This is a genomic window from Mycobacterium gordonae (assembly GCF_017086405.1).
GTDB classification, from domain to species: Bacteria; Actinomycetota; Actinomycetes; order Mycobacteriales; family Mycobacteriaceae; genus Mycobacterium; species Mycobacterium gordonae_D.
Map to the genome: position 1 here is coordinate 6,871,409 of NZ_CP070973.1, position 25,312 is coordinate 6,896,720.

Annotated in this window: 28 protein-coding genes, 2 tRNA genes and 1 pseudogene; 12 read left to right on the plus strand and 19 right to left on the minus strand. The window is 67.1% G+C overall.

What is annotated here, in order from left to right; all coding sequences use genetic code 11:
• Position 1: 1 nt before the first annotated feature.
• A complete protein-coding gene (locus JX552_RS29710; protein WP_205878760.1) occupies positions 2–931 on the minus strand; it encodes an ABC transporter substrate-binding protein in 930 nt (309 codons plus the stop codon).
• A 108-nt stretch (positions 932–1,039) separates the two neighbouring features.
• Between JX552_RS29710 and JX552_RS29715 the strand changes: the two genes are divergently transcribed.
• The gene (locus JX552_RS29715; protein WP_205875362.1) at positions 1,040–1,411 is read left to right on the plus strand and encodes a LapA family protein; all 372 of its coding nucleotides are present in this window, start codon (positions 1,040–1,042) and stop codon (positions 1,409–1,411) included.
• On the opposite strand, the gene JX552_RS29720 is transcribed toward JX552_RS29715, so the two are convergent.
• Complete coding sequence (locus JX552_RS29720) at positions 1,408–2,451, minus strand: phosphotransferase family protein (protein WP_205875363.1); 1,044 nt, start codon at positions 2,449–2,451, stop codon at positions 1,408–1,410. The genes JX552_RS29715 and JX552_RS29720 overlap by 4 nt on opposite strands.
• A 147-nt stretch (positions 2,452–2,598) precedes the next feature.
• Complete coding sequence (locus JX552_RS29725; protein WP_205875364.1) at positions 2,599–3,207, minus strand: histidine phosphatase family protein; 609 nt, start codon at positions 3,205–3,207, stop codon at positions 2,599–2,601.
• Positions 3,208–3,294: 87 nt separating this feature from the next.
• Between JX552_RS29725 and JX552_RS29730 the strand changes: the two genes are divergently transcribed.
• The 5 genes from JX552_RS29730 to JX552_RS29750 are packed head-to-tail and all read left to right on the plus strand — an operon-like array spanning position 3,295 to position 7,981.
• A complete protein-coding gene (locus JX552_RS29730) occupies positions 3,295–4,323 on the plus strand; it encodes a phosphotransferase family protein (RefSeq protein ID WP_205875365.1) in 1,029 nt (342 codons plus the stop codon).
• A 1-nt stretch (position 4,324) separates the two neighbouring features.
• Complete coding sequence (locus tag JX552_RS29735) at positions 4,325–5,089, plus strand: SDR family NAD(P)-dependent oxidoreductase (protein ID WP_205875366.1); 765 nt, start codon at positions 4,325–4,327, stop codon at positions 5,087–5,089.
• Between the two features lie 17 nt (positions 5,090–5,106).
• Entirely contained in the window at positions 5,107–6,408 is a 1,302-nt protein-coding gene (locus JX552_RS29740; RefSeq protein ID WP_205875367.1) for an acyl-CoA dehydrogenase family protein, read from the plus strand.
• Between the two features lie 2 nt (positions 6,409–6,410).
• Positions 6,411–7,013, plus strand: a complete 603-nt coding sequence (locus JX552_RS29745) for a TetR/AcrR family transcriptional regulator (protein ID WP_205875368.1) — start codon at positions 6,411–6,413, stop codon at positions 7,011–7,013.
• Positions 7,013–7,981 carry an NADPH:quinone oxidoreductase family protein gene (locus JX552_RS29750; RefSeq protein WP_205875369.1) on the plus strand — a complete coding sequence of 323 codons (969 nt, stop codon included), beginning with the start codon at positions 7,013–7,015 and terminating at the stop codon, positions 7,979–7,981. The genes JX552_RS29745 and JX552_RS29750 overlap by 1 nt, the downstream gene beginning before the upstream one ends.
• A gap of 323 nt (positions 7,982–8,304) precedes the next feature.
• On the opposite strand, the pseudogene JX552_RS29755 reads toward JX552_RS29750, so the two are convergent.
• Together JX552_RS29755 and JX552_RS29760 are read right to left on the minus strand one after the other, a co-directional pair.
• A pseudogene (locus JX552_RS29755) lies at positions 8,305–9,387 on the minus strand (IS110 family RNA-guided transposase).
• 115 nt (positions 9,388–9,502) lie between these two features.
• A complete protein-coding gene (locus tag JX552_RS29760; protein WP_205875370.1) occupies positions 9,503–11,383 on the minus strand; it encodes an alkyl/aryl-sulfatase in 1,881 nt (626 codons plus the stop codon).
• Positions 11,384–11,532: 149 nt separating this feature from the next.
• Here JX552_RS29760 and JX552_RS29765 point away from each other — a divergent pair, with 149 nt between their 5' ends.
• Positions 11,533–11,997: a lipoprotein LpqH gene (locus JX552_RS29765; protein ID WP_205875371.1), complete on the plus strand. Its 465-nt coding sequence runs from the start codon at positions 11,533–11,535 to the stop codon at positions 11,995–11,997.
• On the opposite strand, the gene JX552_RS29770 is transcribed toward JX552_RS29765, so the two are convergent.
• From JX552_RS29770 to JX552_RS29785, 5 genes are all read right to left on the minus strand, one after another.
• Positions 11,984–13,519 carry a sensor histidine kinase gene (locus JX552_RS29770; RefSeq protein WP_205875372.1) on the minus strand — a complete coding sequence of 512 codons (1,536 nt, stop codon included), beginning with the start codon at positions 13,517–13,519 and terminating at the stop codon, positions 11,984–11,986. The genes JX552_RS29765 and JX552_RS29770 overlap by 14 nt on opposite strands.
• Positions 13,497–14,201: a two-component system response regulator TcrX gene (gene tcrX, locus JX552_RS29775; RefSeq protein WP_205878761.1), complete on the minus strand. Its 705-nt coding sequence runs from the start codon at positions 14,199–14,201 to the stop codon at positions 13,497–13,499. The genes JX552_RS29770 and tcrX overlap by 23 nt, the downstream gene beginning before the upstream one ends.
• Before the next feature lie 148 nt (positions 14,202–14,349).
• On the minus strand, positions 14,350–14,505 hold the full coding sequence (locus JX552_RS29780) for a DUF6131 family protein (RefSeq protein WP_167544975.1): 156 nt from the start codon (positions 14,503–14,505) through the stop codon (positions 14,350–14,352).
• Positions 14,506–14,517: 12 nt separating this feature from the next.
• On the minus strand, positions 14,518–14,781 hold the full coding sequence (locus JX552_RS32955) for a hypothetical protein (RefSeq protein WP_241010771.1): 264 nt from the start codon (positions 14,779–14,781) through the stop codon (positions 14,518–14,520).
• 85 nt (positions 14,782–14,866) lie between these two features.
• Positions 14,867–15,289 carry an MmcQ/YjbR family DNA-binding protein gene (locus JX552_RS29785; RefSeq protein ID WP_205875373.1) on the minus strand — a complete coding sequence of 141 codons (423 nt, stop codon included), beginning with the start codon at positions 15,287–15,289 and terminating at the stop codon, positions 14,867–14,869.
• Positions 15,290–15,380: 91 nt separating this feature from the next.
• On the opposite strand from JX552_RS29785, the gene JX552_RS29790 reads away from it, so the two are divergent.
• The gene (locus JX552_RS29790) at positions 15,381–16,217 is read left to right on the plus strand and encodes a glycoside hydrolase family 25 domain-containing protein (protein WP_205875374.1); all 837 of its coding nucleotides are present in this window, start codon (positions 15,381–15,383) and stop codon (positions 16,215–16,217) included.
• A gap of 19 nt (positions 16,218–16,236) precedes the next feature.
• Here JX552_RS29790 and JX552_RS32960 read toward each other — a convergent pair whose 3' ends face one another.
• From JX552_RS32960 to JX552_RS29810, 4 genes are all read right to left on the minus strand, one after another.
• The gene (locus tag JX552_RS32960; RefSeq protein WP_241011253.1) at positions 16,237–16,611 is read right to left on the minus strand and encodes a hypothetical protein; all 375 of its coding nucleotides are present in this window, start codon (positions 16,609–16,611) and stop codon (positions 16,237–16,239) included.
• Complete coding sequence (locus tag JX552_RS29800) at positions 16,608–16,997, minus strand: PE family protein (protein ID WP_205875375.1); 390 nt, start codon at positions 16,995–16,997, stop codon at positions 16,608–16,610. Before JX552_RS29800 ends, JX552_RS32960 begins: the two co-directional genes overlap by 4 nt.
• A gap of 105 nt (positions 16,998–17,102) precedes the next feature.
• Positions 17,103–18,593, minus strand: a complete 1,491-nt coding sequence (locus tag JX552_RS33580) for a PE domain-containing protein (RefSeq protein ID WP_205875376.1) — start codon at positions 18,591–18,593, stop codon at positions 17,103–17,105.
• Positions 18,594–18,646: 53 nt separating this feature from the next.
• On the minus strand, positions 18,647–19,588 hold the full coding sequence (locus tag JX552_RS29810; protein WP_205875377.1) for a class I SAM-dependent methyltransferase: 942 nt from the start codon (positions 19,586–19,588) through the stop codon (positions 18,647–18,649).
• A gap of 112 nt (positions 19,589–19,700) precedes the next feature.
• Here JX552_RS29810 and JX552_RS29815 point away from each other — a divergent pair, with 112 nt between their 5' ends.
• Together JX552_RS29815 and JX552_RS29820 are read left to right on the plus strand one after the other, a co-directional pair.
• Positions 19,701–20,048, plus strand: coding sequence for a nuclear transport factor 2 family protein (locus tag JX552_RS29815; RefSeq protein ID WP_205875378.1), 348 nt, complete (start codon positions 19,701–19,703; stop codon positions 20,046–20,048).
• Between the two features lie 5 nt (positions 20,049–20,053).
• Positions 20,054–21,088, plus strand: coding sequence for a phosphotransferase family protein (locus JX552_RS29820; RefSeq protein ID WP_205878762.1), 1,035 nt, complete (start codon positions 20,054–20,056; stop codon positions 21,086–21,088).
• Here JX552_RS29820 and JX552_RS33585 read toward each other — a convergent pair.
• From JX552_RS33585 to JX552_RS29835, 3 genes are all read right to left on the minus strand, one after another.
• On the minus strand, positions 21,085–21,708 hold the full coding sequence (locus JX552_RS33585) for a PE family protein (RefSeq protein ID WP_205875379.1): 624 nt from the start codon (positions 21,706–21,708) through the stop codon (positions 21,085–21,087). The two genes, JX552_RS29820 and JX552_RS33585, sit on opposite strands and share 4 nt — an antisense overlap.
• A 176-nt stretch (positions 21,709–21,884) precedes the next feature.
• A tRNA-Arg gene (locus JX552_RS29830) sits at positions 21,885–21,957 on the minus strand.
• A 32-nt stretch (positions 21,958–21,989) separates the two neighbouring features.
• Positions 21,990–22,081 (minus strand) — tRNA-Ser (locus JX552_RS29835).
• An 82-nt stretch (positions 22,082–22,163) separates the two neighbouring features.
• Between JX552_RS29835 and JX552_RS29840 the strand changes: the two genes are divergently transcribed.
• Complete coding sequence (locus JX552_RS29840) at positions 22,164–23,216, plus strand: aromatic amino acid aminotransferase (protein WP_205875380.1); 1,053 nt, start codon at positions 22,164–22,166, stop codon at positions 23,214–23,216.
• A gap of 87 nt (positions 23,217–23,303) precedes the next feature.
• On the opposite strand, the gene JX552_RS29845 is transcribed toward JX552_RS29840, so the two are convergent.
• The gene (locus JX552_RS29845) at positions 23,304–23,894 is read right to left on the minus strand and encodes a TIGR03086 family metal-binding protein (RefSeq protein WP_205875381.1); all 591 of its coding nucleotides are present in this window, start codon (positions 23,892–23,894) and stop codon (positions 23,304–23,306) included.
• A 23-nt stretch (positions 23,895–23,917) separates the two neighbouring features.
• On the opposite strand from JX552_RS29845, the gene JX552_RS29850 reads away from it, so the two are divergent.
• The gene (locus JX552_RS29850; protein ID WP_205875382.1) at positions 23,918–24,742 is read left to right on the plus strand and encodes a crotonase/enoyl-CoA hydratase family protein; all 825 of its coding nucleotides are present in this window, start codon (positions 23,918–23,920) and stop codon (positions 24,740–24,742) included.
• Here the strand turns inward: JX552_RS29850 and JX552_RS29855 are convergent.
• Positions 24,729–25,112 carry a hypothetical protein gene (locus JX552_RS29855; RefSeq protein WP_205875383.1) on the minus strand — a complete coding sequence of 128 codons (384 nt, stop codon included), beginning with the start codon at positions 25,110–25,112 and terminating at the stop codon, positions 24,729–24,731. The genes JX552_RS29850 and JX552_RS29855 overlap by 14 nt on opposite strands.
• Positions 25,113–25,312: the final 200 nt, after the last annotated feature.

Genomic DNA, 25,312 nt, shown 5'->3' on the forward strand with positions numbered 1-25,312 from the left:
GTCATCGCTCGATCGGCCGATCGAAGCCGTTGTCGCGCACCCATTTCCGGGCCGCAACGTCTGGATCGACGCCGCCGTTTCCCGAGACTTCGGCGTTGAGTTGGGCGATCGCACCAGTGGTCAGCTTGGCCGAGACCGCATCCAGCACGTCTTTGAGGCGGTCCGACTTTTTCTGCGAATTGACCAGCGGCACAATGTTTCCGGCGAGGAAGTTGTGCTCAGGATCCTCAAGTGCCACCAGGTGGTCCTGCACCACCGCGGGCGAGGTACTGAAGATGTTGGCGGCGGTCGCTGTGCCGTCCACCAGCGCGCGGACCGTCACCGGGCCTCCGCCATCGTTGATCGTCATGAAGTTGGTGGAACTGATATCGAGCCCGTACTTCTGCTTGAGGCCGATCAGCCCGGACGGACGGGTGGCGAACGCTGACGGCGCAGCGAAGTTCACCTCGGCGGAGTGCGCCGCCAAGTCAGCGATGCTCTTGAGGTTCCAACGGGCGGCGGTGGCCGCGGTGACGGTGACGGTGTCGGTGTCGGAAGCCGGCGATGGCGTCAGAATCGACAGGTCGCCGGGCAGGCGTTGGTACAGCTGCAACTCGACAGCATCGAGAACCGTGGCTTTGGAGTCCGGTTCGAAGTAGAGCAGCAGATTGCCGATGTACTCCGGCACCAGGTCGATGGAGTGGTCCTTGAGTGCCGGTATATAGGTTTCGCGGCTGCCGATGCCCATCCGCCGCCCAACGTCGAAGCCGTTGGCATGCAACGCCTGCGCGTAGATTTCGGCGACGATCTGAGACTCGGGGAAGTCGCCGGACCCGACCACGATGGACTTCGGCCCGCCCGCTCCGGAACCGAAGGGGTCGGGATTGCCGCAGGCGGCCACCGGGTACACCAACAACCACATGGCCGCGGCGAGCGTTGCGCGCCGCAGCATTTTCACCCTGCCGAGACTACGTGGCCACACCAGGTGCTGCGGCGCACCACGTGAGGAGTTTTCCCGTGATTTGGTTTCATTCCGCGCCGGATAGAGAAAGATGAACCTATGACCAGCACCTCTCCTGGCTCGCTTCCACCGGATGCGTCCCGGCCCGACCCTTCGCCGTCCCGGAAGGCGCCGCCGCCCCAGTCCCGTCCGCTGCCGAAGGACAAGGCATCGGTGTTCACCCGCGCCGGGGCGCTGTGGTCGTCGCTGATCGTCGGGTTCCTGGTCCTGATCCTGCTACTGGTCTTCATCGCCCAGAACACCACGCCCACCCCGTTCACCTTCCTGGGCTGGCACTGGACCCTGCCGCTGGGTGTGGCGATCCTGCTCGCCGCCGTCGTCGGCGGGTTGATCACGGTCGCGGTGGGCACGGCCCGGATCGTTCAGTTGCGCCGCGCGGCCAAGAAGAACCTGACCGCCGCCGTCCGCTAGGCCAGTCTGGCGATCTCGGCGAGTCCCCGCGAGATCAGCGGTGCCACCACCTCGGGGGCGTCGTCGGAGACCTGCCCCTCGGCCTGCTCAGACATGCGGCGACGGAAGTCAATGCCGGCGGCGATGATGGCGAGCTTGAAGTACGCCAGCGCCATGTAGAACTCCCACTGCCCCAGCTGATGCCCGGACACCAGCGAGTACCGGTCGGCCAGTTCGTCGGCCGACGGCAGCAGCGGCGACGTCCAGGCGGCCTGGGTGTCGATGATCAGATCCAGCGCAGGGTCGCGGTAGACGCACATCAGGGCCGCGTCGCTGATCGGATCGCCCAATGTCGAAAGCTCCCAGTCGACGACGGCCCGCACGATGGTCGGGTCGTCGGCGTCCAGGATGGTGTTGTCGATCCGGTAGTCGCCGTGCACGATCGACGTCCTGCTCTGCTGCGGAATGTGTTGCTCCAACGCGGAATGCAGCCGCGCTACGTCGTCGTCGCGGCGGTCCTCCGGCAGCCGCACCAAATCCCATTGCGAGCCCCAGCGGCGCACCTGTCGTTCCAGATACCCGTCGGGTTTACCGAAGTCGCCGAGCCCGATGGCGGGGGGGTCCAGGCTGTGCAGGTCCACGAGCACCCGGATCAGGGAATCTACGCAGCCGTCGATGGAGCGGCGCCCCAGCGATTCCAGCTGGGAACGCCGACGTACCACCTGCCCGGCGACGAACTCGACGATCTGGAACGGCGCACCCAGGACCGTGTCGTCCTCGCACAGCGCGATCGCCCGCGCGACCGGCACCGCCGTGTCCTGCAGCGCGGCCACCACCTTGAACTCGCGGGCCATGTCGTGCGCGGATGGCGTGAGGCCGTGCAAGGGCGGACGGCGCACGATCCAGCTCGTGGCGTCGTCGTACACGCGGAAGGTCAGGTTCGAGCGGCCGCCGGAAATGAACTCGCCGCGCAGCTCCCCCTCCCGCGGGATATCCAGTGAACGCAGATACCCGTCCAGCGCAGCCAGTTCGAGGCCGTCGAGTCGGTCCACGGAAGTCACCGCACTTGTTTACCAAAGCCCGGACGGCCGTGACTCACCAGCGCCATATGTTCGCTCCTCCGCACGCCGCTGCGCGGCGTGCATCGTCGACTCACGCGGCCATATGTTCGCTCCTCCGCACGCCGCTGCGCGGCGTGCATCGTCGACTCACGCCCGCTGGTTTCGGGGCAGCAGATCCCACACGTGCTCGGTGGCATTGACCGTGGCCACGGTCGCCTGCCCGGTCCGGGAGAACAGCAGCCGGGTGACCGAGGCGTAATCGATGGGAAACGACAGCAGCCGGGCCGTCCCCAGAATTTCGTGCAGCACCACGTTGATCACTCCGCCGTGGCTGAACGCGGCGACGGTCTCGTCGGGGTCGGCGGCGGCCACCAGGTCGTCGATCGCACCACGCACCCGGGCACGGAAAGCATCCTCGTCGACGGCGCTGGGCAGGTGCCCCTGGGCCATACGCGCCCACTCGTCGGGGAACTCCGCGCGGATCTGCTCGATCGGAATGTAGGACGTCTGGTCCCGGTCGTATTCGGCCAGCCGATCCTCGATGTCGACGGGCAGCGCGCGGGCCTGGGCGAGCGGCTCCGCGGTCTGTATCGCGCGCCGCTGCGGACTGCTCACCACCCGGGCGATGGGGTACCGGGCCAGCGCTTCGGGCAACCGCGCGACCTGCTGCAATCCGGTTTCGGACAGTTCGGGATCGGCGCCCTCGCCGTGGTTGCTGCGCAACGGCAACGCGTGCCGGACCAGAAGCAGTTGCATGCGCCAAGCCTCGCACGCGACGTCGCATCCCCTTGGCGACGCTGCGGAGAATGCTATTCTCTGCAGAGAGAGTGGGGTGTGCCGGACATGTCGACGGAGAGCGGAACCGAACCGGATGCCGGTGTGCTAGGCCGGTGGCTCGACGCGCATGACGCGCCGGGGCATGGCGAACGGGCGGCTTCAGAACAGCTCAGCGGCGGTTCACAGAACACCCTGTATCTCATCCGCCGGGGGTCCGAACGGATGGTGCTGCGGATGCCCGGCCCGCGCGCCGACGCCGCGCGCATCGACGGCCTGCTCCGCGAGATCCGCCTGGTGCGGGCCCTGTCCGGCACGGATGTTCCGCACGCGGAGTTGATCGCCGCCGACGAAACCGGCTCGGTGCTGGGTATGCCGTTCTACGTGATGCGCGCGATCGACGGGTGGAGCCCGATGGGCGGCGGCTGGCGAGCGCCTTTCGACACCGACCTCGCGGCCCGTCGAGAGCTGGCATTCCAGCTCGTCGAAGGCGCCGCCAAGCTGGGCCGGGTGGACTGGCGCGGCCAGGGCCTGGACGGCTTCGGCCGCCCGGACGGCTTCCATGAACGACAGGTCGACCGCTGGCTGGCCTTCCTCGACTCCTACAAGGTGCGCGAGTTGCCCGGCCTCGACGAGGCGGCGGACTGGCTGCGCCGCAACCGGCCGGCGCACTACACGCCCGGCATCATGCACGGCGATTACCAGTTCGCGAACGTGATGTTCGCCCACGGGGCGCCGGCCCGGCTGGCAGCGATTGTGGACTGGGAGATGACGACGGTCGGTGACCCGCTGTTAGACCTGGCGTGGGCGCTGCTGGGATACGACGGTGAGGAACCGCGCGCCGGCGGGTTCTACCTCGACATGGCCGGTATGCCCCGGCGCGGCGAACTGCTTTCGCACTACGAGTCGATCAGCGGGCTGTCCACCGAACACATCGGCTATTACCTGGTGTTGGCGAACTGGAAACTGGGCATCGTGCTGGAGAAGACCTACGCTGCGGGGGTGCGCACCGGGAAGGTCGATCCGAAGATCAAGGACACGTTCGGGGCGATGATCCCGCAGCTCATCGCGACCGCCGCAGGGCTGACGAGGTCTTGAAATGGGCTACGCGGAACAGCTTTTCGACCTAACTGACCAGGTGGTGCTGATCACCGGCGGCAGTCGCGGCCTGGGCCGGGAGATGGCCTTCGGCTTGGCGCGTTGCGGCGCCGACGTGGTGATCGCCAGCCGCAACATGGAGAACTGCGTCGCCGTCGCCAAGGAGATCGAGGCTGAGACCGGCCGCACCGCCCTGCCCTACCAGGTGCACGTGGGCCGATGGGATCAGCTCGACGGATTGGTGGAAGCGGCCTATGACGCGTTCGGCAAGGTCGACACCCTGATCAATAACGCCGGAATGTCGCCGTTGTACGGCAAGCTTTCGGAGGTCACCGAGAAGCTCTACGATTCGGTGTTCAATCTCAATCTCAAAGGGCCCTTCCGACTTTCGGCATTGGTGGGCGAACGGATGGTGGCCGCCGGCCGCGGCTCGATCATCAACGTGAGTTCGGCAGGCTCGCTGCGTCCGAGCCCGGACATCGTCCCCTACGCCTCGGCCAAGGCCGGGCTCAACGCCATGACCGAGGGTTTCGCACGCGCGTTCGGGCCGACCGTCCGGGTCAACACGCTGATGGCCGGTCCCTTTCTGACCGACGTCAGCAAGGCATGGAACCTGGCGGAGCGCGGGTCCGAGATGTTCGGGCACCTGTCGCTCAAACGCGCGGGGGACCCCGCCGAAATTGTCGGTGCCGCATTGTTTCTGGCGTCTGACGCGTCCAGTTTCACTACCGGCTCGATCGTTCGGGCCGACGGCGGCATTCCCTGACAGGCAGGAGTGATTCGATGGCATGGGACTTCTCCACCGAGCCGGCGTTCGAGAAGAAGCTCGAGTGGGTCCGGGAGTTCGTACGCGACGAGGTGGAACCGCTCGAGGTGCTGTTTCCGGGCTGCGAGTTCCTGCCGCTCAACGAGGAACGCCGCCGCATCGTCGATCCACTCAAGCAGCAGGTGCGCGAGCAAGGTTTGTGGGCACCACATTTGGGGCCCGAACTCGGCGGCCAGGGTTTCGGCGCAGTCAAGCTGACGCTGATCAACGAGATTCTCGGCCGCAGCCCCTGGGCGCCGATCATCTTCGGAACCCAGGCGCCCGACACCGGCAACGCGGAAATCCTGGCTCGCTTCGGCACCCAGGAACAGAAGGACCGGTATCTGGCCGGCCTGCTGTCGGGGGAGATCTTCTCCTGCTTCTCGATGACCGAACCACAAGGCGGTGCGGACCCGCGGGTCTTCACGACCCGTGCGGTGCGTGACGGCGACGCCTGGGTGATCACGGGACAGAAGTTCTTCTCGTCCAACGCATCGGTCGCCTCGTTCTTCATCGTGGTCGCCATCTCCGACCCAGATGTGCCGGTGCACCACGGCGCATCCACCTTCCTCATTCCGGCCGGCACCCCGGGTCTCACCATCGAAGCCAACCACCACCTGGTCGGCGCCGATCCGCACGAACCCGGCCACTCGCTGGTGCGCTACCACGACGTCCGGGTCGGTGCGGATGCGCTGCTGGGCCAACCGGGCCAGGGCTTCCTGATTCTGCAGACCCGACTGGCGGGTGGTCGTCTGCACCACGCCATGCGCTCCATCGGGATGGCGCAGCGGGCCATCGAGATGATGTCGCGCCGCGCGAAAAGCCGTTTCACGCAGGGCAGTTCACTGGCCGATAAGCAACTGGTGCAAGAGTTCATCGCCGACTCGCACACCGAGCTGATTCCGTTCCGGTTGACGGTGCTGCACGCCGCCTGGCTGATCGACAGCGGGGACGAACGCGCGGCTCGCGCCGAGATCGGTGTCTGCAAGATCCTGGCCTCGCAGGTTCTGAAATCCATTGCACTGCGCGCTATTCAGGTTCACGGCGCGCTGGGGCTCAGCGATCAGCTGCCGCTGGTCAACGTCTTACTGGGCGGCATTGCGCTCGGTCTGGCCGACGGGCCGACCGAGGCGCACAAGGTCAACTTGGCCCGGATGTTGCTCAAGAACTACCAGGCCGAGGAAGGCGCATGGCCCAATGAGATGCTCGACGTTCGCCGTGAGGCGGCGCGCAAGAAGTACGCCGGGCTGATCGATCGCGTTCCGGCGCTTCCCGATTAGCCGTGACTGACCGAGTATCCGCGGCCGTCGGGCGCGCCCTCGACGACCGCCAGCGTGAGGCCACCGAGGAAGTGGAACGCATCCTGGCCGCCGCGGTACGAGTGATGGAGCGGGTAGCTCCCGACCCTCCCCGGGTCAGCGATATCGTGGCCGAGTCGGGTTCGTCGAACAAGGCGTTCTACCGGTATTTCGCCGGAAAGGACGACCTCATCCTGGCGGTGATGGAGCGCGGCATAGCGATCGTGGTGTCCTATTTGCAGCACCAGATGGCCAAAGAGCCCCGGCCACGAGACCAGATTGCCCGCTGGATCGAAGGGACGCTGGCGCAGGTCGCCGATCCGCACCTGATCAGCATGAGCCGGGCGGTGGCGGGGCAGCTGTCGAACTGGCTTGCCGCAGACCGGGAAATGATGCGGCCGCTGCGCGATCTACTCACCGAACCGATCACCGCACTCGGTAGCACCGACATCGAGCGCGACGTCGAGGCGGTCTACGGTGGCACCGTCGCGATGATGCGGCGGTACGTGGGGTCGGCCGACCGGCCGGGCCGGGAAGATATCGAGCACCTGGTGAAGTTCTGCCTGCTCGGGCTGGGAGTCCGTTGATGCGCGCCATCGTCTGCAACGCCTACGGGCCCCCGGAGGACCTGGTGCTCGCCGAGGTTGCCGACCCGGTGCCCGCACCCGGTCAGGTGCTGGTCCGGGTACATGCCGCGGCGGTCAACTTCCCGGACGTGCTCTTCATCGCGGGCAAGTACCAGGTCAAGATCCCGCCGCCGTTCATACCCGGCAACGAGATCGCCGGCGAGGTCATAGCGGTCGGCGCAGGAGCGACCACGACGCCGGGCCACCGGGTCTTCGGCACGACGTTCGGGGCGTTCGCGGAGGCGGCGGTGCTGGACGCCGCGACGGCCGCATCGGTGCCCGACGGTGTCGACTTCGCCTCCGCCGCAGCGTTCGGCGTGACCTACCGCACGGCGTATCACGCGTTGCGCTCGGTAGCCCGGGTCGCCCCGGGGGAATGGGTGGTGGTGCTGGGGGCGGCGGGTGGCGTGGGGCTGGCCGCCGTCGATCTGGCGGTAGCGATGGGGGCGCGGGTGCTGGCGGCAGCGTCCAGTCCGAAGAAGCTGGACCTGTGCCGCGAGCGCGGCGCCGAGGCCACCGTCGACTACGACGACGAGGACCTGAAGCTGCGCATCCGGGAGCTGACCGGCGGGGGCGCCCGGGTGGTCCTGGACCCGGTCGGCGGATCCTATGCGGAGCCCGCGCTGCGGGGCCTGGCCCGCGGCGGCATGTTCGTCACCCTCGGCTATGCGGCCGGATCCATACCGGCCATTCCGCTGAATCTGGTGATGCTCAAGGACATCACCATTCGCGGCATGGAGATCCGCACATTCGCCGACGACTATCCCGACGAGTGCGCGCGCGATCTAGCCGAGCTGTCACAGATGTTCGCCGACGGCAAGATCCGCCCGTACATCGGCGCGCGCTTCCCGTTGGCGGAAACGGCCGCGGCGCTGCGCTTTGTGGCCGACCGCAAAGTGCTGGGCAAGGTCATCATCGACGTCGCCTGACTCGCGGCGAACAGCTGATATGTAGGCACGGTTTGTCAATAGGCAGGTGAAAGCCGCCCCGGCGAATGTCGGGGCGGCTTACGTTTGATCGGTGTCAGCCGGTTTGTTGGCGGTCGTTGCTCAACGACGGTGGTGTCAGATTGATATACGCGGGTTGGTTACCGCAAGACGATGGTGCGGCGCGAACGGTGGCTGCTCTCTAGGGACGGGCGTCACACAGAAATCCAGTTGGATTACGTTGTGGCTCATAGCTGTAACGCAGATCCGGTTCGCTTACCTCGCCCGTGGACCGGCTGACTCCGATCAAGCCCGGTGGCGGTCGCTTAGTCCAGGGTCGCCAGTGACCAGCACCAGCCGGCCAGCTCGCGTGCGACAGCGACGTTGGCCACCACGTGCGGCTTCTTGCGCTCGTTGAACCGACACCATCGTTGGTGTAGACGCCGGTTCCCGGCATGCCCGCGGGCTTTGAGGGCAGGATCGACTTTGGCCCACCGGGCTCGCATGGTCGGACCGGGGTTACGGTAGGCCGCGCGGTGGTGCCAGGCCGCCTCGATCAACAACCGTCGTACGTGGGCGTTGCCGGCTTTGGTGATCGAACCCTGCACCCGTGAAGATCCCGAGAAGTATTCGCAGGGCACCAACCCGACATAGGCGCCGATGGACGAACCGGTGAACCGAGTCCAATCACCGATCTCCACGGTCAGCGCTAGGCCGGTCAGTGCCGATATTCCACGCAGACAACCCAGGCGATTGACGGTGTCGACGAATCGTGGCAACGCGGCAACCTCGATGATCTGGGTGTCGAGCCGATCCCGGGCGGCAGTGGCGTGAAGGACCGCGTCGAAGTGATGATCGAACGCCGCCACAATGTGCGGATTGTCGAAACGCTGCCGCCGAAGCCACGTTTCGTGCACCCCAGTCCATGCCTTACCACCTGAATAGACCCGGCCGTGGCGCAGGAGCAGTTTGGAAAGCCGATGGCGAACGCGCATCAGATCAGTGCGGGCGTCCTCACGAACACGCACCAGATCCCGCGCTGCCTCCACCTCCCGCTCGGGCACCTACACCGCAGTGATCTCACCCAGGCGAAGCAGCCGAGTCAGATGAGCGGCATCCCGCGCATCGGTCTTGACCCGATCCCCAGCCGGGCGGATCAATTTCGACGGCGCGGCAACCGTGCACTCGATGTCAGCTTCGGCCAACGCACGGGCCAACCCGAAACCCGTCGGACCCGCCTCATAAGCGACCCTGACCGGGCCAGGCAGCCTATGCAACCAATCCAGGATCTCGGCTTGATCCGGACACAACCGTGCCCGCTCAACGCGACCCGTCTGTTCATCGAATGCATGCGCAACCACCGAAAGTGCGTGCACGTCCAACCCGACACTCGTACCGTTGAAACTCACCGGAGGCCTCCTGATCTGCAACTGTGGCTCTACCAGTGCGAGTGTTCACTCGACACCGGCAACCCACGACCGATTGCAGCCCGAGGCCTTCGGCCTCAAGTCGCCTCCATACCGTCTAGGGGACCACGATGTTGAAGTTGGGGTCCGGCTCGTCGAGCACCGCCAACAGCGATTGCAGGGCGCTCTCATCACCCGACACCTCGAGGCCGGGCGAGCTGAAGTCGCCCATCGCGACACCGAGAAGCCGGAACGTCGTGTCCAGCTTCACCGTAACCGTGGCGGAGTCGGGATCGGCGGGTACCTGGCGCCGCACCAGGACGCCGTTGCGCAACGCCAGCCGGTAATTGGCGTCCAGGTCGGCGAACGTGATGTCGATGGCGATATCCAAATCCCAGCTGCGTGGACCATTCACCCGGATGGCGAGGCCGTCGAAAATCTGCTCGGGCGTCAACTGGGACAGCAGGGTCAGCGACGTAGCTTGGGTCGCGGTGCCGAAGTTGCCGACGCGCAGTTCGGTGGCACCGCTCATGAAGAAGTTGCGCCACGTCGCGTTCTCGGCGCCGTAGCCCAACTGTTCCAGGGTGTCCGCGTACAGCTCGCGGGCCGCGCCGTGGTGCTCGTCGGTGAACATGGCGTGATCGAGTAACGTTGCCGCCCAACGGAAATCGCCGGAATCGAAGGCCGCGCGGGCCAATTCGACCACCCGGTCGATGCCACCGAGGGCTGCGACGTAGCGGGGGCCGAGCGCCTCGGGCGGGTGCGGCCACAGCCGGCCCGGGTTGCCGTCGAACCATCCCATGTAACGCTGGTAGACGGCCTTGACGTTGTGGCTGACCGAGCCGTAATAGCCGCGCGCATGCCAGGCCCGGTCCAACGCCGGTGGCATCTGGAACATCTCGGCGATCTCCACACCGGTGAAGCCCTGATTGAGCAGTCGCAACGTCTGGTCGTGCAGGTAGGCGTACAGGTCGCGCTGCAGCGAGAGAAACTCGACGATGTGGTCGTGCCCCCAGGTGGGCCAGTGATGCGAAGCGAAAACCACGTCCGCGCGGTCGGCGAAGGCGTCGATCGCCTCGGTGAGATAACCCGACCAGGCATGGGGGTCCCGCACCAGGGCACCGCGCAGGGTCAGCAGATTGTGCAGGTTATGCGTGGCGTTCTCGGCCATGCACAGCGCGCGAAACTGCGGGAAGTAGAAGTGCATTTCGGCGGGAGCCTCGGTGCCCGGCGCCATCTGGAACTCGATCTGCACGCCGTCGATGGTGTGCGTCTCGCCCGTCTGCCTGATATCGACGGTCGGGACGATCAGCCCGACTTCACCGGTCGACGGCGTCTGGCCGAGTCCGCACCCGACCTGCTCCTGCGGACCGCGTTCCAACAACGTGCCGTACATGTAGGTGGCGCGGCGGGTCATTGCCGGACCGGCGTAGACGTTCTCCTGGACGGCGTGTGCGGTGAAGCCCTCCGGCGCCAGCACCGCCACCTTCCCGGCGTCCACGTCGGCCTGCGAGGTCACGCCGAGCACGCCGCCGAAGTGATCGACGTGGCTGTGGGTGTAGATCACCGCGACCACGGGCCGGTCGCCACCCCGATGGGCGCGGTACAGGTCCAGTGCGGCGGCGGCCACCTCCGTGGACACCAGCGGATCGATGACGATCACTCCGGTGTCACCTTCGACGAAGCTGATGTTGGAGATGTCGAACCCGCGCACCTGATAGATCCCCGGCACCACCTCGTAGAGGCCCTGCTTGGCAGCCAGCGTGGACTGCCGCCAGAGACTGGGGTGCACCGACGTGGGCGCCGGCCCGTCGAGGAACGCGTAAACGTCGTTGTCCCACACCACGCGGCCGTCGGCCGCCTTGATGACGCACGGCGTCAGAGCGGCGATAAAACCCCGGTCTGCGTCGTCGAAATCCCTTGTGTCATCGAATGGTAGCGGATGCCGGCTATGTGCCGATTCGATTGTCTGGGCAGGAGGCTTGTGATCCACCGGCACTACCTTGCCATTAATCGAGCCGTCCTGAGTGGCAACTCGCGCGCAAATTCTTTTCGTTGGACCCTAGCCATTCCGTCCGGTGAAGTCGCATACTGCCGTGGCGGTCCGCAATGACGATGGACCGCTACAACAGGCAAAGGAGCACACAGGTGAAGCGTGGGCTGACGGTCGCGGTGGCCGGAGCGGCCATTCTGGTCGCGGGTCTTTCCGGATGTTCGAGCAACAAGTCCAACACGGGCAGCGGGTCCTCGAGCGCAAGCGCATCCTCCGGCGCATCCGGCACGAAGGTGATCATCGACGGGCAGGACCAGCACGTGACCGGCACGACCGTGTGCACGACGGCGGCCGGCAACGTCAACATCGCGATCGGTGGGGCGGCGACAGGCATCGCCGCGGTGCTCACCGACGCCAATCCGCCTGAGGTGAAGTCCGTCGGCCTCGGCAACGTCAACGGCGTCACCCTCGCCTACACATCCGGCACCGGCCAGGGCAAGGCCGAGGCGACCAAGAACGGCAACGCCTACAAGATCACCGGCACCGCCACCGGGGTGGACATGGCCAACCCGATGTCCCCGGTGAACAAGCCCTTCGAGATCGACGTCACCTGCTCATAGTTCGACGTCCTGCAGTGTCTTGAAAGTCGTTCGCGGACGGTTGCCGGTCGTTGCCCGGCAACCGCACCGCGAACTCGGTGCGGCCGGGCCGGCTGTTCACCGTGATTGTTCCGTCGTGTGCCTTGACGACAGCGGAGACGATCGCCAAACCCAGCCCCGTACTGCCGCCCTTGCGCGAGCGTGAGCTGTCCCCGCGTGCGAACCGCTCGAAAACCTCTGACTGCTGCGCCGCCGGAATTCCCGGGCCGTTGTCGATGACCTGCAGTAGCGTCTGAGTCTGCTCGGTGCTCAATCGGGTGGTGACCACCGTGCCCGGCGCCGTGTGAATGCGGGCGTTGGCCAGCAGATTTGCCATCACCTGTCGCAGGCGTGCCTCGTCTCCGGTGACCAACACGGGTTCCGGCGGCAGATCGAGTTCCCACTGGTGGTCCGGCCCGGCGATGTGTGCGTCACTGACGGCGTCGACCGCGAGGCGGGACAGGTCGACCGGTTCGCGCTCGAGCGGCCGACCGGAATCCAGCCTGGCCAGCAGCAGCAAGTCCTCGACCAGGCGGGTGATCCGGTCGGTCTCGGATGCCACCCGGCTCATGGCGTGCGCAACGGCCTCGCGGTCGTCACCCATGCGTTGAGCGAGTTCGGTGTAGCCGCGGATCGCCGCGAGCGGCGTACGCAGTTCGTGGCTGGCATCGGCGACGAACTGGCGGACCCGGGTCTCGCTGGCCTGCCGGGTCGACAGAGCGGCAGAGATGTGATCGAGCATCCTGTTGAGCGCCGAACCGAGTTGGCCCACCTCGGTATACGGGTTTGCATCGGACTCCGGCACCCGCACCGGCAGCTCCACCTCACCGCGGTCCAACGGCAGATCCGCGACTTTCGTCGCGGTCTGAGACACCCGCTGCAGCGGCGCCAGTGCCCGCCGGATGATGACGACGCCGGCGACGGTAGCGGCGGCCACGGCGATCAGGGTGACGATGCCGAATATGACCAGCATCCGGAATTCGGTGGCGTCGATGTTGGACATCGACAGCCCGGTCACGATGACGTCGGCCCGGTTGCGGCTCGGGGCGGCGACCACCCGGTAACGGCCCAAGCCGTCGAGGTTCAGCGTCACCGGCGAGCGGCTGCCGGCGATCTGCTCCAACTGGCGCTGGGCGGTCGGTGTCAACGCAGCGCGGGCGCCGCTGCCGGTCAGGTAGCCGGCGTCCAACGTTTTGCCGTCGCTGACCACCGCCGCGACCATCCCGGCGGGCTGGCCCGGAGCGTCCAGGAAACGGGGGCCGGGACCGGTCTTGGGAAAGCGCGGCTCGCGGTGCCGGGGCGATTCGGGGTACAGCAGCGAGGAACGGTAGGAGGTACCGCTGAGCTGGCTGTCCAGCTGTGCCAGCAAGTGGTGGCGTAACGCGAGTTCGGTTGCGGCGGTGATGCCGACGCACACGACCGCGAGAACCGCGACCTGACCGACGATCAGGCGCAGCCGAAGCGACCAGACCCGCGGGCTTCTAGCGCGCCGGCTTGAGGACATAACCTGCGCCGCGCAGCGTGTGAATCATGGGTTCGCGACCGTTATCGATCTTCTTGCGCAGGTAGGAGATGTACAGCTCGACGATGTTGGACCGGCCGCCGAAATCGTAGCTCCAGACGCGGTCCAGTATCTGCGCCTTACTCAGCACCCGCTTGGCGTTGCGCATCATGAACCGCAACAGCTCGAACTCGGTGGAGGTCAACGAAATCGGCTCACCTGCCCGGGTCACCTCGTGGCTGTCCTCGTCGAGGACCAGATCGCCGACGACGAGTTGGGCGCCACTGTCGACGGTGGTGACGCCGGTGCGTCGCAGTAGGGCACGCAACCGCAGTACCACTTCTTCGATGCTGAACGGCTTGGTGACGTAGTCGTCTCCGCCGGCGGTCAATCCGGCGATCCGGTCTTCCACGGCGTCCTTGGCCGTCAACAGCAGAACCGGCAGACCGGGATGCTCCTGACGCAGCTTGTGTAGGACGTCCAGGCCGCTCATGTCCGGCAGCATCACGTCGAGGACGACGACGTCGGGGCGCTCGGCGCGGGCGGCGGCGATGGCCGTCGAACCGTCACTGGCGGTGGCGATGTTCCAGCCCTCATACCGCAGGGCCATCGACACCATCTCGGCCAGCACGGGTTCGTCGTCCACCACCAGCACGGTGACCGGTTGACCGTCGGCGCGGCACATGACCACGCGCTCAGTTCGGGGAGCCGCCACGAGTTCCAGTATCCGCACCGGACTGGGCCGAGGCTATGCCGTCCCTATGCCCCCGCTGTGAAACGAAAGGATCCCGTGACCGCAGCTGCGGTCACGGGACCTTCCCGGTGTGCCGCGATCAGTACCAGTTTCGCCTGCCGGCGACGGGCCGGCCGACGGAGCCCATGGCCCACATCACCGCACCGACAACAAGCAGGACCACTCCAAGCACCGTCAACAAATGCACCCCGAAGACGAAGCCGAGGATGAGCAACAGAGCGCCGACGACAATCATGACAACTTTCCTTTACCTAGCAGGGACATAACTGATCGATTGCATTGCACTGGGCTGCGGCAACTTGGGCGCATGGCAATCTTTGACTTTCGGATTTACGCCCATGTAATTCAATGGCCCCGCTATCACCGTTACCGCGACGGTTCCCAGTGAGGCACAACTGGTTTCCTCGCCCTTGAAGTAGTTTCGCTGCCAGGCTGCGAGGACTCCGATGAGCAGCCAGGCCAGAACAATTACCCCGACAATTCCGCGACCGCGATACATAGAGACCTCCATTGTTGCCCGAAACAATTCCCGCCCCAGGAGCGTTGCCCGTTGTACTCATGCCTAAACATGAAAAAGGCAGGAGGATGCCGCGGATTCAGCCGCCGCGCGTGGGCTGCGCGGCCAGCCAGGCAGCGGCGCGCTTAGTCGAAGCGCGGCACAACCACGCGTCCTGAACCAGCTCGGTCAATTCCGTCACGTCGATCTCGGCCAGCCGGCCGGCGCGCACCAGCACCGAGGGGTGCCCGTCGAAATGGGGAGTGCTGAAGAACGGCGACCCAGGGTCCTGGGTCAGGGCGAGCTTGTCGCTGTCGGACTCCACCCACAGCATGATCACGTCGGCCCAACGCTCTCCGGTGTCGGGATCGGTGCAATCCGGCTGCGGCGTACGGAAGAACACGAACGACTTTCCCCCCACCTGATAGATCGGATTACCTTTGGGCCCCTCGAGCCGTTTGACGTGTGGCATGGACGCGGCGATCCGGTGCACGTCGCCGACCGTGGCGGGCCGATCAGCCATACCTGCGACGATACCGGGCCGGGTCTGACCGTCCGCTTCTGTAGCATGGTCAACCGGTAAATGGGTTGCAGTAGAGGGGGATAACGGTGCGGTGACTGATACCTTGTTCGCTGATGTCTCGGAATATCAAGTGCCGGTTGATGACTCATATCCGTATCAGGTGCTGTCCATTCGCGTCAGTGACGGCACCTACCGGGACCACAACTTCTCGCGCAACTACGCGTGGATGCGCGGCGCAATAGACAGCGGCCGGCTGACATTCGGCATCGTCTACACCTACGTCCGCCCCAATTGGCAGGCCAACGCCGCCACGGTGCGTTCGATGATCGACGCTCAGGGTGGCCTGCATCCACGGGTGGCCTTGATGCTCGATGTCGAATCCGGAGGCAACCCGCCCGGCGACGGGTCGAGCTGGATCAACCAGCTGTATTGGAATCTGGCCGACTACACCGGATCGGCGGCGCGAATCATCGGATATGCCAACGCCTATGACTTCTTCAATATGTGGCGGGTGCGCCCGCCCGGGCTTCGGGTGGTCGCGGCGGGATACGGGTCCAACCCGAATCTGCCGGGCCAGGTGGCGCATCAATACACCGACGGCAGCGGCTACAGCCCGAATCTGCCGCAGGGCGCGCCGCCGTTCGGGCGTTGCGACATGAATTCGGCCAACGGACTGACACCGCAACAGTTTGCCGCCGCGTGTGGCATCGCAACGAGCGAAGGATGGTTGATGGCTCTTACCGATGAGGAACAGACCGAACTGTTGGCTAAGGTGCGCGACATCTGGGACCAGTTGCGCGGACCCGACGGTGCGGGCTGGCCGCAACTGGGACAGAACAGCCAGGGGCAGAACCTGACCCCAGTGGACGCGATCGCAGCGATCAAGGAGGACGTGGAACAGCTGCAGTCAACTCGCTCGCCGGGGTGACGACGATCGAAGACGAGTATTAACCGAGCAGACCGACACCGCTGGATACGACGTCGTCCGCACCGTCGCTACCGTTTCGGCCGCTGGGTCCCATGGCGCCCTGGGGTGCCGACGACCCGCCCATCGCCCCGCTGCCGCCGTTGCCGCCGCTGCCGCCGCTGCCGACCAGCCTTGACGCACCGCCGGCCCCGCCGTTGCCACCCGCGCCTCCCGCGGCACCATTCTCGTCACCCCCGCCTTCGGTGAAGGAAGAGCCGCCGGCGCCTCCGAGCCATCCGCCGCGGCGACCGCCACTACCGATGAAGAATTCGCTCTCCTCGGGGTTCGCGGAATCGACGTAGCCGGTGAGTCCGCCGGATCCCTCCGCCGCTCCGGCGCCACCCTTGCCGATCAAGCCGGCCGAACCGCCGGCGCCGCCGGCGCCGCCGTAGACGCCCTGGGGTGACTCGCCACAGCGTCGGTCGCGGATTGCGAAAAACCTTTACCACCATCGCCATACAGCAGGCCGCCGGCTCCGCCGTTGGGGTTCGACGGCGTGCCGTCGGCACCGCCTCCGATCAGCGGCCGACCCAGCAGGGCCTGTGTGGGAGCGTTGATGCCGCCGAGGATGTCCCGTTGCCAGGCTTGCAGCGTCACGTTGGCCGCTTCGGCGGAGGCATAGCTTTCCGCAGCCCCGGTCAACGTCTCCAAGAACTGCTGGTGAAACGCCCCGACTCGGCTGCTGAGTGCCTGATACTGCCGCGCGTAACCGGAGAACACTGCAGCGATTGCCGCTGACACCTCGTCAGCGCCTGCGGTCGAAAATGTCGGCAGTCGGCACCGCCGCGGCAAGATTCGCGGAATCCAGGTTGACTGCCACGGTCGCCAGATCCCTCGCTGCATCAGTCAACAGTGCCGGAGCTGCCATACCACCCGATCCCCCGAGCGGCATTCGGTCGGTATCGCCCGACGGAACTTCGCCGGATCCCTGTTATCCGACAGGGCCGGCGGGGCCGACAGGGCCGTCCGGTCCGCGGCCCCGCCCACGGCTGCGCCCCGGCCTCCGATCCCGCCGACACCCCCCGGCCCGGCGCCGGTCGCTCCACTGAGGCCGCCGGTGCCACCGGATCCGCCCGCTCCCCCGATGCCCAGCAGACCGGCGGCGCCGCCCGCGCCGCCTCCCCCGCCGACCCCACCGATCGCGGCCTCCAAGGTGCCGGCCGCGCTGGAGTAAGCGGCGGGTCCGCCGATTCCGCCGGCGCCGCCGGCCCCGCCCTGGCCGTACAACCGGCCGCCGCCACCCCCGGCTCCGCCGTCCCCGCCGACGCCGGCGACCTGAGCTTGTAGCGGATAGGCAAACGTGGCACCGCCGCTGAGCTGAATCGAGGACCCGCCCGGCGGGGTGAAGATGTTGTCCGGTCCGGCGAATCCACCGTTCCCACCGGCACCACCTACGCCGCCGGAACCGAGCAGTCCCGCAGCGCCCCCCGCACCCCCGTGTCCGCCGGCGCCCGACGTCGCCGTCGCGGCGAGAATGGTCGCGCCGTCGTCCACATAGGGGTTGCCGGCGTTGCCGCCGAGACCACCGGCTCCGCCGTTTCCGGACAGCCAGCCGCCGCGCCCTCCGGCGCCGCCGTTGCCACCGCTGCCAATCGCCTGCGGCCCGGCGATATTCACCGCGGTGCTGCCGCCCAGTCCGCCAGCACCCCCGGCGCCCCCGGTGCCGATCAGCCCCGCCGCGCCCCCGGCACCTCCGGTCCCGCCGCCGGCGGGCGCCGCGGCCGCGGTTCCGGCTGCGCCCGCCCCACCTTGGCCGCCAGCACCGCCGTTTCCGAACAGCCATCCGCCGTGGCCGCCCGCGCCACCGGCTGCATTGGCACCCCCGGAACCACCGCGGCCGCCGTTGCCGATCAGTCCGCCGGAACCGCCGGCCCCGCCCGCGACGCCCGGCGCCGATTGCGAGAACCCGTTGCCGCCGTTGCCGTACAACAATCCCCCAGGGGCGCCGTTCGGCTTGGCCGCCGTGCCGTCGGCGCCAGCACCGATCAGGGGACGACCGAAGAGCGTCTGGGTTGGCTGATTGACCAGGTCGAGTGCCTGCTGCAGGGGGCCGGCGCTGGCCGCTTCGGCCGCCGCATATGACGACGCTCCCGAACTCAGCAGTTGCACGAACTGCTGATGGAACGCGCCGACCTGTGCGCTCAGCGCCTGGTAGCGCTGAGCATGCCCGGCAAACAGCGCCGCAACGGCGGCCGAGATGTCGTCGGCGCCGGCGGCCAGCACTGCGGTCGTCGGCACTGACGCGGCGTTGTTAGCGGCAGCGAGCGCCGAGCCGATGCTGTGCAGATCCGTCGCCGCGGAACTGAGAAGCTCCGGCACCACCTCGAGATATGCCATGGGCGCACGATAACCGCGTCCTCCCGAGTCTGCGGGAGATACTGGCAGATCAGCTATTTCGGTCGCTGCGCGGACACGAACAGCGTCGGGGGCATGGCGACCTCGGCGCCGTCGGCGACCCGGCGACCATAGCGGGCCATCAGTCCGGGGAAATCCACCGCGGAAGCCTCCCAGCCACGATCGCCCAACCACTCGGCCAGCGCGGTGCGCTCCTCGGCGTACCAGAGATCCTCCACGGCCGGCAGCTGGGCGTGCGTGACGTGGGCCGCCACCGCACGCATGCGCTGCATCTCTTCCCGCTGGCGCGCCACCAAGTCGGGGTCGATGAATCCCTCCCCGGGGACATTGGAGGCCAACCAGCTGCCGGGCGCGCTGAGGTGGTCGATCCGCTCGAACAGCAGGTCCTGGGCCTGGGCGGGCAGGTAACGCACCAGCCCCTCAGCAGACCAGGCCGACGGCCGGCTGGGGTCGAACCCCGCCTCCTGCAAGGCTGTCGGCCAGTCCTGCCGCAGATCGACCGGGACGTTGACCAGTCGCGCAGTCGGCGTGGCACCGTGCCGGTCCAAGGTGGCGGTCTTGAACTCCAGCACCTTGGGCTGGTCGAGTTCGTAGATGACGGTGCCGTCGGGCCAGGGCAGCCGCCACGCCCGCGCGTCGAGTCCGGCGGCCAGGATGACCACCTGCCGGACCCCGGAGTCGGCGGCCGCGAGGAAGTACTCGTCGAAAAACGCCGTCCTGGTGGCCATGAAGTCGACCAGCATCTGGGCCCGCGCTTGCACCTGGGGGTCGATCTCGGATGCCTGGGCCAGCAGCTCGGGATCGGCGTAAAGGCTCCACATGCCGTCGCCGACCGCGTCCAGGAAAACCCGCGCGAAGGGGTCTTGGATCAGCGGGTTCTCACTCTCGGTTTCGGCGGCGCGAGCCGCGGCCACGCCGAGCGCGGTCGATCCCACGCTCTGGGTGATCTCCCACGAATCATTGTCGGTGCGCGGCATGTCGGCCCCCTCGCCAAGTAGTGAGTTTCGCAAACTATTCTTCCCGCCGCGGGCGCCGCGCGCCGCTCGCCTACCCTTTTCCCAGAGGGTCTACAGGTTGCAAGGGAGCAGCATGACACGCACGCCGCAGGAAGTTTTCGCACATCACGGGCAGTCGCTCGTCACCGGGGACCTCGACGAGATCGTCGCCGACTATGCCGACGACTCGGTGGTGATCACCTCCGCCGGCGTCGCGCGAGGTCGTGACGAGATCCGCCAGGTGTTCGTCAAGGTGCTCGACGATCTGCCCGAGGCGGACTGGGATTTGAAGTCCCAGATCTTTGCCGGCGATGTGCTCTTCCTCGAATGGGCGGCCGTGGCGGCGGGTAGCCGAGCCGACGACGGCGTGGACACCTTCGTGTTCCGCGACGGCATGATCTGGGCGCAAACGGTGCGCTACACCCTGCGCGCCAACGCATGACAGCGATGGATACGGACGCCCTGGACGCCGTCGCCCGGTGGATGACGGAGCAGGGACTGGGCGAGGGCCCACTGCAGGACGTGACCGCGGTGACCGGCGGCACCCAGAACGTCATGCTGCGGTTCACCCGGTCCGGGCGGCCCTACGTGCTGCGACGGGGTCCGCGGCACCTGCGCCCCCGCACCAACAGCGTGATCCTGCGGGAAACACGCGTGCTGGCCGCGCTGGCCGGATCCGACGTGCCGCACCCCCGGTTGATCGCGACGTGTGCGGACACCGGCGTGCTCGGTGACGCGGTCTTCTACCTGATGGAGCCGATCGACGGGTTCAATGCCGGGGAAGGCCTGCCGCCGCTGCACGCCGGCAACCCGCAAGTGCGGCACGGGATGGGGTTGTCGATGGCCGACGCGCTGGCCAGACTGGGTGCCGTCGACCACGTCGCCGTCGGGCTCGCGGACTTCGGCAAGCCCGACGGCTTCCTGGAACGCCAAGTGCCGCGCTGGCTTGCCGAGCTCGAGTCCTACCAGGAATACGACAGCTATCCCGGTCCGAACATCCCTGGCATCGCCGAGGTGTCCAGCTGGCTGGAGCGGCACCGGCCGACCCACTGGGCGCCGGGCATCATGCACGGCGACTACCACGCGGCCAACGTGATGTTCTCCCGCACCGGACCCGACGTCGTGGCCATCGTCGACTGGGAGATGTGCACCATCGGCGACCCGCTGTTGGACCTGGGCTGGCTGCTGGCCACCTGGCGGCAATCAGACGGATCGAGCGTCTTCAGCCACGCCCTGGGCGGCACCGACGGCTTGGCCGGCACCGACGAGTTGTTAGAGCGCTACGCCGCCAACACCACCCGGGATCTGTCGGACATCGCGTGGTACACGGTGTTGGCGTGCTTCAAGCTCGGCATAGTCATCGAGGGCACGCTGGCCCGTGCGTGCGCGGGGCAGGCCGAGAAGGCGGTCGGCGATCAGCTGCACGCGGCGACGGTGCACCTGTTCGAGCGGGCGCTGACGCTGATCGAGACACGGGCTTAGCGGGCTCGCAGGTCGGTCGCGTTGCCGCGGGCGCCGGGGCCACCGGCCCCGAAGGACCTGTGAGGCCGTTTGGCGGCGGCCGCGATGACGCCGGGCCCGCCGGCCGTGGCTCGCCTGCCCGCGATCGTTGTCGCGCCGGCCGGTCCCAAGGCGTTCGCCCTGGTGCTGCCGCCGGTCGCACCCCGGTTGGGCGGCCCAACCGGCCCGACACTAGCGCGACTCGCCGATAGCAATCCCACGGGCCTGCCGGCGCTAACAGTGGCCGCTCGGGTGCTGCAGTAATTTACCGCTGCCCGAGCCGGTGCGGTGACCGGCGCAACCGGCTGCAGGGGCTTCGCGTTCGCCGACTCGGCGTCTGCGTACGCACCGGAGGCGCCGTTCATCGCCTGGACGAACTGGTCATGCAGCTTCGACGCCTGCGCTCCCATCGCCTGGTACTGCTGGGCGTGGGCGCCGAATATGGTCGCCATGGCCGCGGAGACGTCGTCGGCTCCGGCCGCCATCACACTCGTCGTCGGCAGGGCCGCTGCCGCGTTGGCCGCACTGAGTGTCGAACCGATCCCGGCCAAATCCGTCGCCGCGCTCGCCAACAATTGGGGCTGTGTAAACAAAAAAGACATGCGGCAGCTCTCGGTCTATGTGGTGACTGGAATTCAGCGATACTAATGGTTCATCGCTGATAGACGCGGGATCGTTATTGGAACGTTATAGATGGCCGGCCGCTTGTAAAATGGCTTTACACGCGGTCCCGGGCCAATAAAAAATCCCCGACCACCGGCCGGGGAAATCTCACGAGCGCGCCCGAAGGGATTCGAACCCCTAACCTTCTGATCCGTAGTCAGATGCTCTATCCGTTGAGCTACGGGCGCCGGTCTTCAGTTGTGGTCTAGCAGGTATTGCGTGGCGGAGGCGAGAGGATTTGAACCTCCGGTCCCCTTTGAGGGGGACAACTCATTAGCAGTGAGCCCCATTCGGCCGCTCTGGCACGCCTCCATGGCCTTCCAAAGGGTACCCGACCCCGGATACCGAAGCCGCCGGAGGCATAGCGTACACAGCCGCGACATATGCTGTCGAAGTGACCGCCCGCCTGCGGCCCGCGCTGGCCGGGCTGCCCGTCTACGTTCCCGGCAAGACCGTGCCCGGCGCCATCAAGCTGGCGAGCAACGAGACCGTATTCGGCCCCCTGCCCAGCGTCCGCGCCGCCATTCAGAACGCCACCGACCTGATCAACCGCTATCCCGACAACGGCTGCGTGCAGCTGAAAGTCGCGCTGGCCGAGCACCTGGGCGACGGGTTCACGGCGGCGCATGTCGCTGTCGGCTGCGGTTCGGTCAGCCTGTGTCAGCAGCTCGTGCAGATCACCGCGTCGGGGGGTGACGAGGTGATCTTCGGGTGGCGCAGCTTCGAGCTGTATGCGCCGCAGGTCCAGGTCGCCGGCGCCACCCCGATCCAGATGCCGCTGTGCGAGCACGCCTACGACCTCGACGCGATGCTCGATGCAGTCACCGACCGCACCCGGCTCATCTTCGTCTGCAACCCCAACAACCCGACCTCCACCGTCGTCGATCCGGCGGCGCTGATCCGCTTCGTCGACGCCGTGCCGTCGGACATCCTGATCGTCATCGATGAGGCCTACATCGAATACGTCCGCGACGGGATGGCCCCCGACAGCCTGGGCCTGGTCCGCGTCCGCGACAACGTGGTGGTGTTGCGGACCTTCTCCAAGGCGTATGGTCTGGCGGGCCTGCGGATCGGCTACGCCGTCGGCCATCCCGAGGTGATCACCGCGCTGGACAAGGTCTACGTGCCGTTCACCGCGACGAGCGTCTCGCAGGCAGCCGCCATCGCGTCGCTGCGGGCCGCCGACGAACTGCTGGAACGCACCGACGCGGTGGTCGCCGAACGCCGACGCGTCAGCGCCTCACTGCGGGACGCCGGTTTCGAGCTGCCGGCCTCCCAGGCCAACTTCGTCTGGCTGCCGTTGGGCCCCCGCACGAACGACTTCGTCGAGCAGGCCGCCAAGGAGTTGATCGTCGTGCGCCAGTACGGCGCCGACGGTGTCCGCGTCACCATCGGCGCGCCGGAGGAGAACGACGCCCTGCTGAGGTTCGCCCATGGCTGGATCTGAGGACGCCGGCACGCCGAACGTGAAGTGAGGACGATTTCTCGGCGGTTTTTCCGCCCTGTGTTCACGCTCGGCGACAGCGGAGCTGGCTCAGGCCCGCCAAGCGGGATTGCGGCCGGTGAAAGCGATCAGCCGCATCAGAGCGCCGGCGTCGGCGGACACCCCGACCGGGTCGTCAAACCCGGCCGAGCCGCGTTGTTCCGGCTTGATCACGCCCTGGGCCAATCCCAGCACGTATTCGGCCAGCGAGTCCGGGGCCTCGACGTCGTGTCCGACGGCGCGTGCGTAGTCCCAGGCGTGCACCAGAAACTCGATGGAGAAGACGGCGACGGCGACCCGCGCGGGCATCGATCCGGATCCGAACGCGACCTCACCGTCCAGACCGCGCTTGTGCCAGGCATCCAGGGCCTGCCTAGCGGCGGTGACCACCAGCTGTTCCACCGAATCGGTGTCCGGGTGCACGTCGAATGCCGCGCCGGCCATGCCGCCCAAACTGGTGATGGAATTGACCAGGTGGCCGGTCAGGTCCTTGACGTTGTACTCCGAGCACGGCGTCTGCTTGGACTTGTCCGAGCCGGCGACGGTGTGCAGCACCTGTTGCAACACCCCGAGGGACAATTCGGCGCTGCGCAGCTCGTCGGTGGGCGGAGATTCCGGACCGGGTACCAAGTCATCGGGCATGCCAGCCACGCTACGGTCTCGGCATGGGCGAAACATACGAATCCGTCACCGTCGAGATCAAGGACCAGGTAGCGCAGGTAACCCTGATCGGTCCCGGCAAGGGCAACGCCATGGGGCCCGCCTTCTGGTCGGAGATGCCGGACGTGTTCCAGACGCTGGACGCCGACCCCGACGTGCGCGCCATCGTCATCACCGGGTCGGGTCGGAACTTCAGCTACGGCCTGGACGTGCCGGCCATGGGTGGCTCGTTCACCCCGCTGCTCTCCGGCGACGCCCTGGCCGGGCCGCGCGCGGTCTTCCACCGTGAAGTCAAGCGCATGCAAGGCGCGATCACCGCGATCGCCGACTGCCGCACGCCCACCATCGCCTCGGTTCACGGCTGGTGCATCGGCGGCGGGGTCGACCTGATCTCGGCGGTCGACATCCGCTATGCCAGCGCCGACGCCAAGTTCTCGGTGCGCGAGGTCAAGCTGGCGATCGTCGCCGACGTCGGTAGCCTGGCCCGCCTGCCGCTCATCCTGAACGACGGACACCTGCGCGAGCTCGCGTTGACCGGCAAGGACATCGACGCGGCCCGAGCCGAGAAGATCGGCCTGGTCAACGACGTCTACCAGGACGCCGAGGTCACACTGGCCGCGGCCCACGCCACCGCCGCCGAGATCGCAGCCAACCCGCCGCTGACCGTGCACGGCATCAAGGATGTGCTGGACCAGCAGCGCATCTCAGCGGTGTCGGAGAGCCTGCGCTACGTGGCCGCCTGGAACGCGGCGTTCCTGCCGTCGAAGGACCTGACCGAAGGCATCTCGGCGACGTTCGCCAAGCGTCCGCCGCAGTTCACCGGCGAGTAGTGACCCAGAGGGCACCGGCCAACCACCCCGTCGAGATCACCAACCCGGCGAACTCCAGCCATCCCACCGTCGCACCGTCGCGGTGACCGGTGTCGACCAGGTGACTGAGCGCGTGCAACGCCCAGTGCGCGGTGGCGAACGCCAACGCCGGCACTCGCCAGGACGGCCAGCGCAGCGCCGCGAGCAGCAGCAGGCCCAACGGCAACTCGAACGACGCGTTGTCGAAGATGTAGTGGTCGTTGCGGGCGCCGAAGGCGCCGAGGCTGTCGAAGAAAACGCCCGGCGCCACGATCATGAACAATCCGAGGCCCACCGAGTAGGCGCCGAAGACGATCAGGATCACCTCGACATAGCGTGAGCGGCCGGTCATGGCTTCAAAGTTAGGCTGAGCGGTGATGACGCGCCAACGACGATGCAGAGCGTAGCGATGAGGAGGAGTGGCGCCGAATGACGCGCCAACGACGATGCAGAGCGTAGCGATGAGGAGGAGTGGCGCCGAATGACGCGCCAACGACGATGCAGAGCGTAGCGATGAGGAGGAGTGGCGCCGAATGACGCGCCAACGACGAT

Excerpts from the sequence above, each read along its gene's own strand:
- JX552_RS29710 (WP_205878760.1), bottom strand. The coding sequence starts at position 931 with ATGCTGCGGCGCGCAACGCTCGCCGCGGCCATGTGGTTGTTGGTGTAC.
- JX552_RS29715 (WP_205875362.1), top strand. The coding sequence starts at position 1,040 with ATGACCAGCACCTCTCCTGGCTCGCTTCCACCGGATGCGTCCCGGCCC.
- JX552_RS29725 (WP_205875364.1), bottom strand. The coding sequence starts at position 3,207 with ATGCAACTGCTTCTGGTCCGGCACGCGTTGCCGTTGCGCAGCAACCAC.
- JX552_RS29730 (WP_205875365.1), top strand. The coding sequence starts at position 3,295 with ATGTCGACGGAGAGCGGAACCGAACCGGATGCCGGTGTGCTAGGCCGG.
- JX552_RS29735 (WP_205875366.1), top strand. The coding sequence starts at position 4,325 with ATGGGCTACGCGGAACAGCTTTTCGACCTAACTGACCAGGTGGTGCTG.
- JX552_RS29740 (WP_205875367.1), top strand. The coding sequence starts at position 5,107 with ATGGCATGGGACTTCTCCACCGAGCCGGCGTTCGAGAAGAAGCTCGAG.
- JX552_RS29750 (WP_205875369.1), top strand. The coding sequence starts at position 7,013 with ATGCGCGCCATCGTCTGCAACGCCTACGGGCCCCCGGAGGACCTGGTG.
- JX552_RS29770 (WP_205875372.1), bottom strand. The coding sequence starts at position 13,519 with ATGTCCTCAAGCCGGCGCGCTAGAAGCCCGCGGGTCTGGTCGCTTCGG.
- tcrX (WP_205878761.1), bottom strand. The coding sequence starts at position 14,201 with ATGTGCCGCGCCGACGGTCAACCGGTCACCGTGCTGGTGGTGGACGAC.
- JX552_RS29780 (WP_167544975.1), bottom strand. The coding sequence starts at position 14,505 with ATGATTGTCGTCGGCGCTCTGTTGCTCATCCTCGGCTTCGTCTTCGGG.
- JX552_RS32955 (WP_241010771.1), bottom strand. The coding sequence starts at position 14,781 with ATGGAGGTCTCTATGTATCGCGGTCGCGGAATTGTCGGGGTAATTGTT.
- JX552_RS29785 (WP_205875373.1), bottom strand. The coding sequence starts at position 15,289 with ATGGCTGATCGGCCCGCCACGGTCGGCGACGTGCACCGGATCGCCGCG.
- JX552_RS33580 (WP_205875376.1), bottom strand. The coding sequence starts at position 18,593 with ATGGCATATCTCGAGGTGGTGCCGGAGCTTCTCAGTTCCGCGGCGACG.
- JX552_RS29810 (WP_205875377.1), bottom strand. The coding sequence starts at position 19,588 with ATGCCGCGCACCGACAATGATTCGTGGGAGATCACCCAGAGCGTGGGA.
- JX552_RS29815 (WP_205875378.1), top strand. The coding sequence starts at position 19,701 with ATGACACGCACGCCGCAGGAAGTTTTCGCACATCACGGGCAGTCGCTC.
- JX552_RS29820 (WP_205878762.1), top strand. The coding sequence starts at position 20,054 with ATGGATACGGACGCCCTGGACGCCGTCGCCCGGTGGATGACGGAGCAG.
- JX552_RS33585 (WP_205875379.1), bottom strand. The coding sequence starts at position 21,708 with ATGTCTTTTTTGTTTACACAGCCCCAATTGTTGGCGAGCGCGGCGACG.
- JX552_RS29845 (WP_205875381.1), bottom strand. The coding sequence starts at position 23,894 with ATGCCCGATGACTTGGTACCCGGTCCGGAATCTCCGCCCACCGACGAG.
- JX552_RS29850 (WP_205875382.1), top strand. The coding sequence starts at position 23,918 with ATGGGCGAAACATACGAATCCGTCACCGTCGAGATCAAGGACCAGGTA.
- JX552_RS29855 (WP_205875383.1), bottom strand. The coding sequence starts at position 25,112 with ATGACCGGCCGCTCACGCTATGTCGAGGTGATCCTGATCGTCTTCGGC.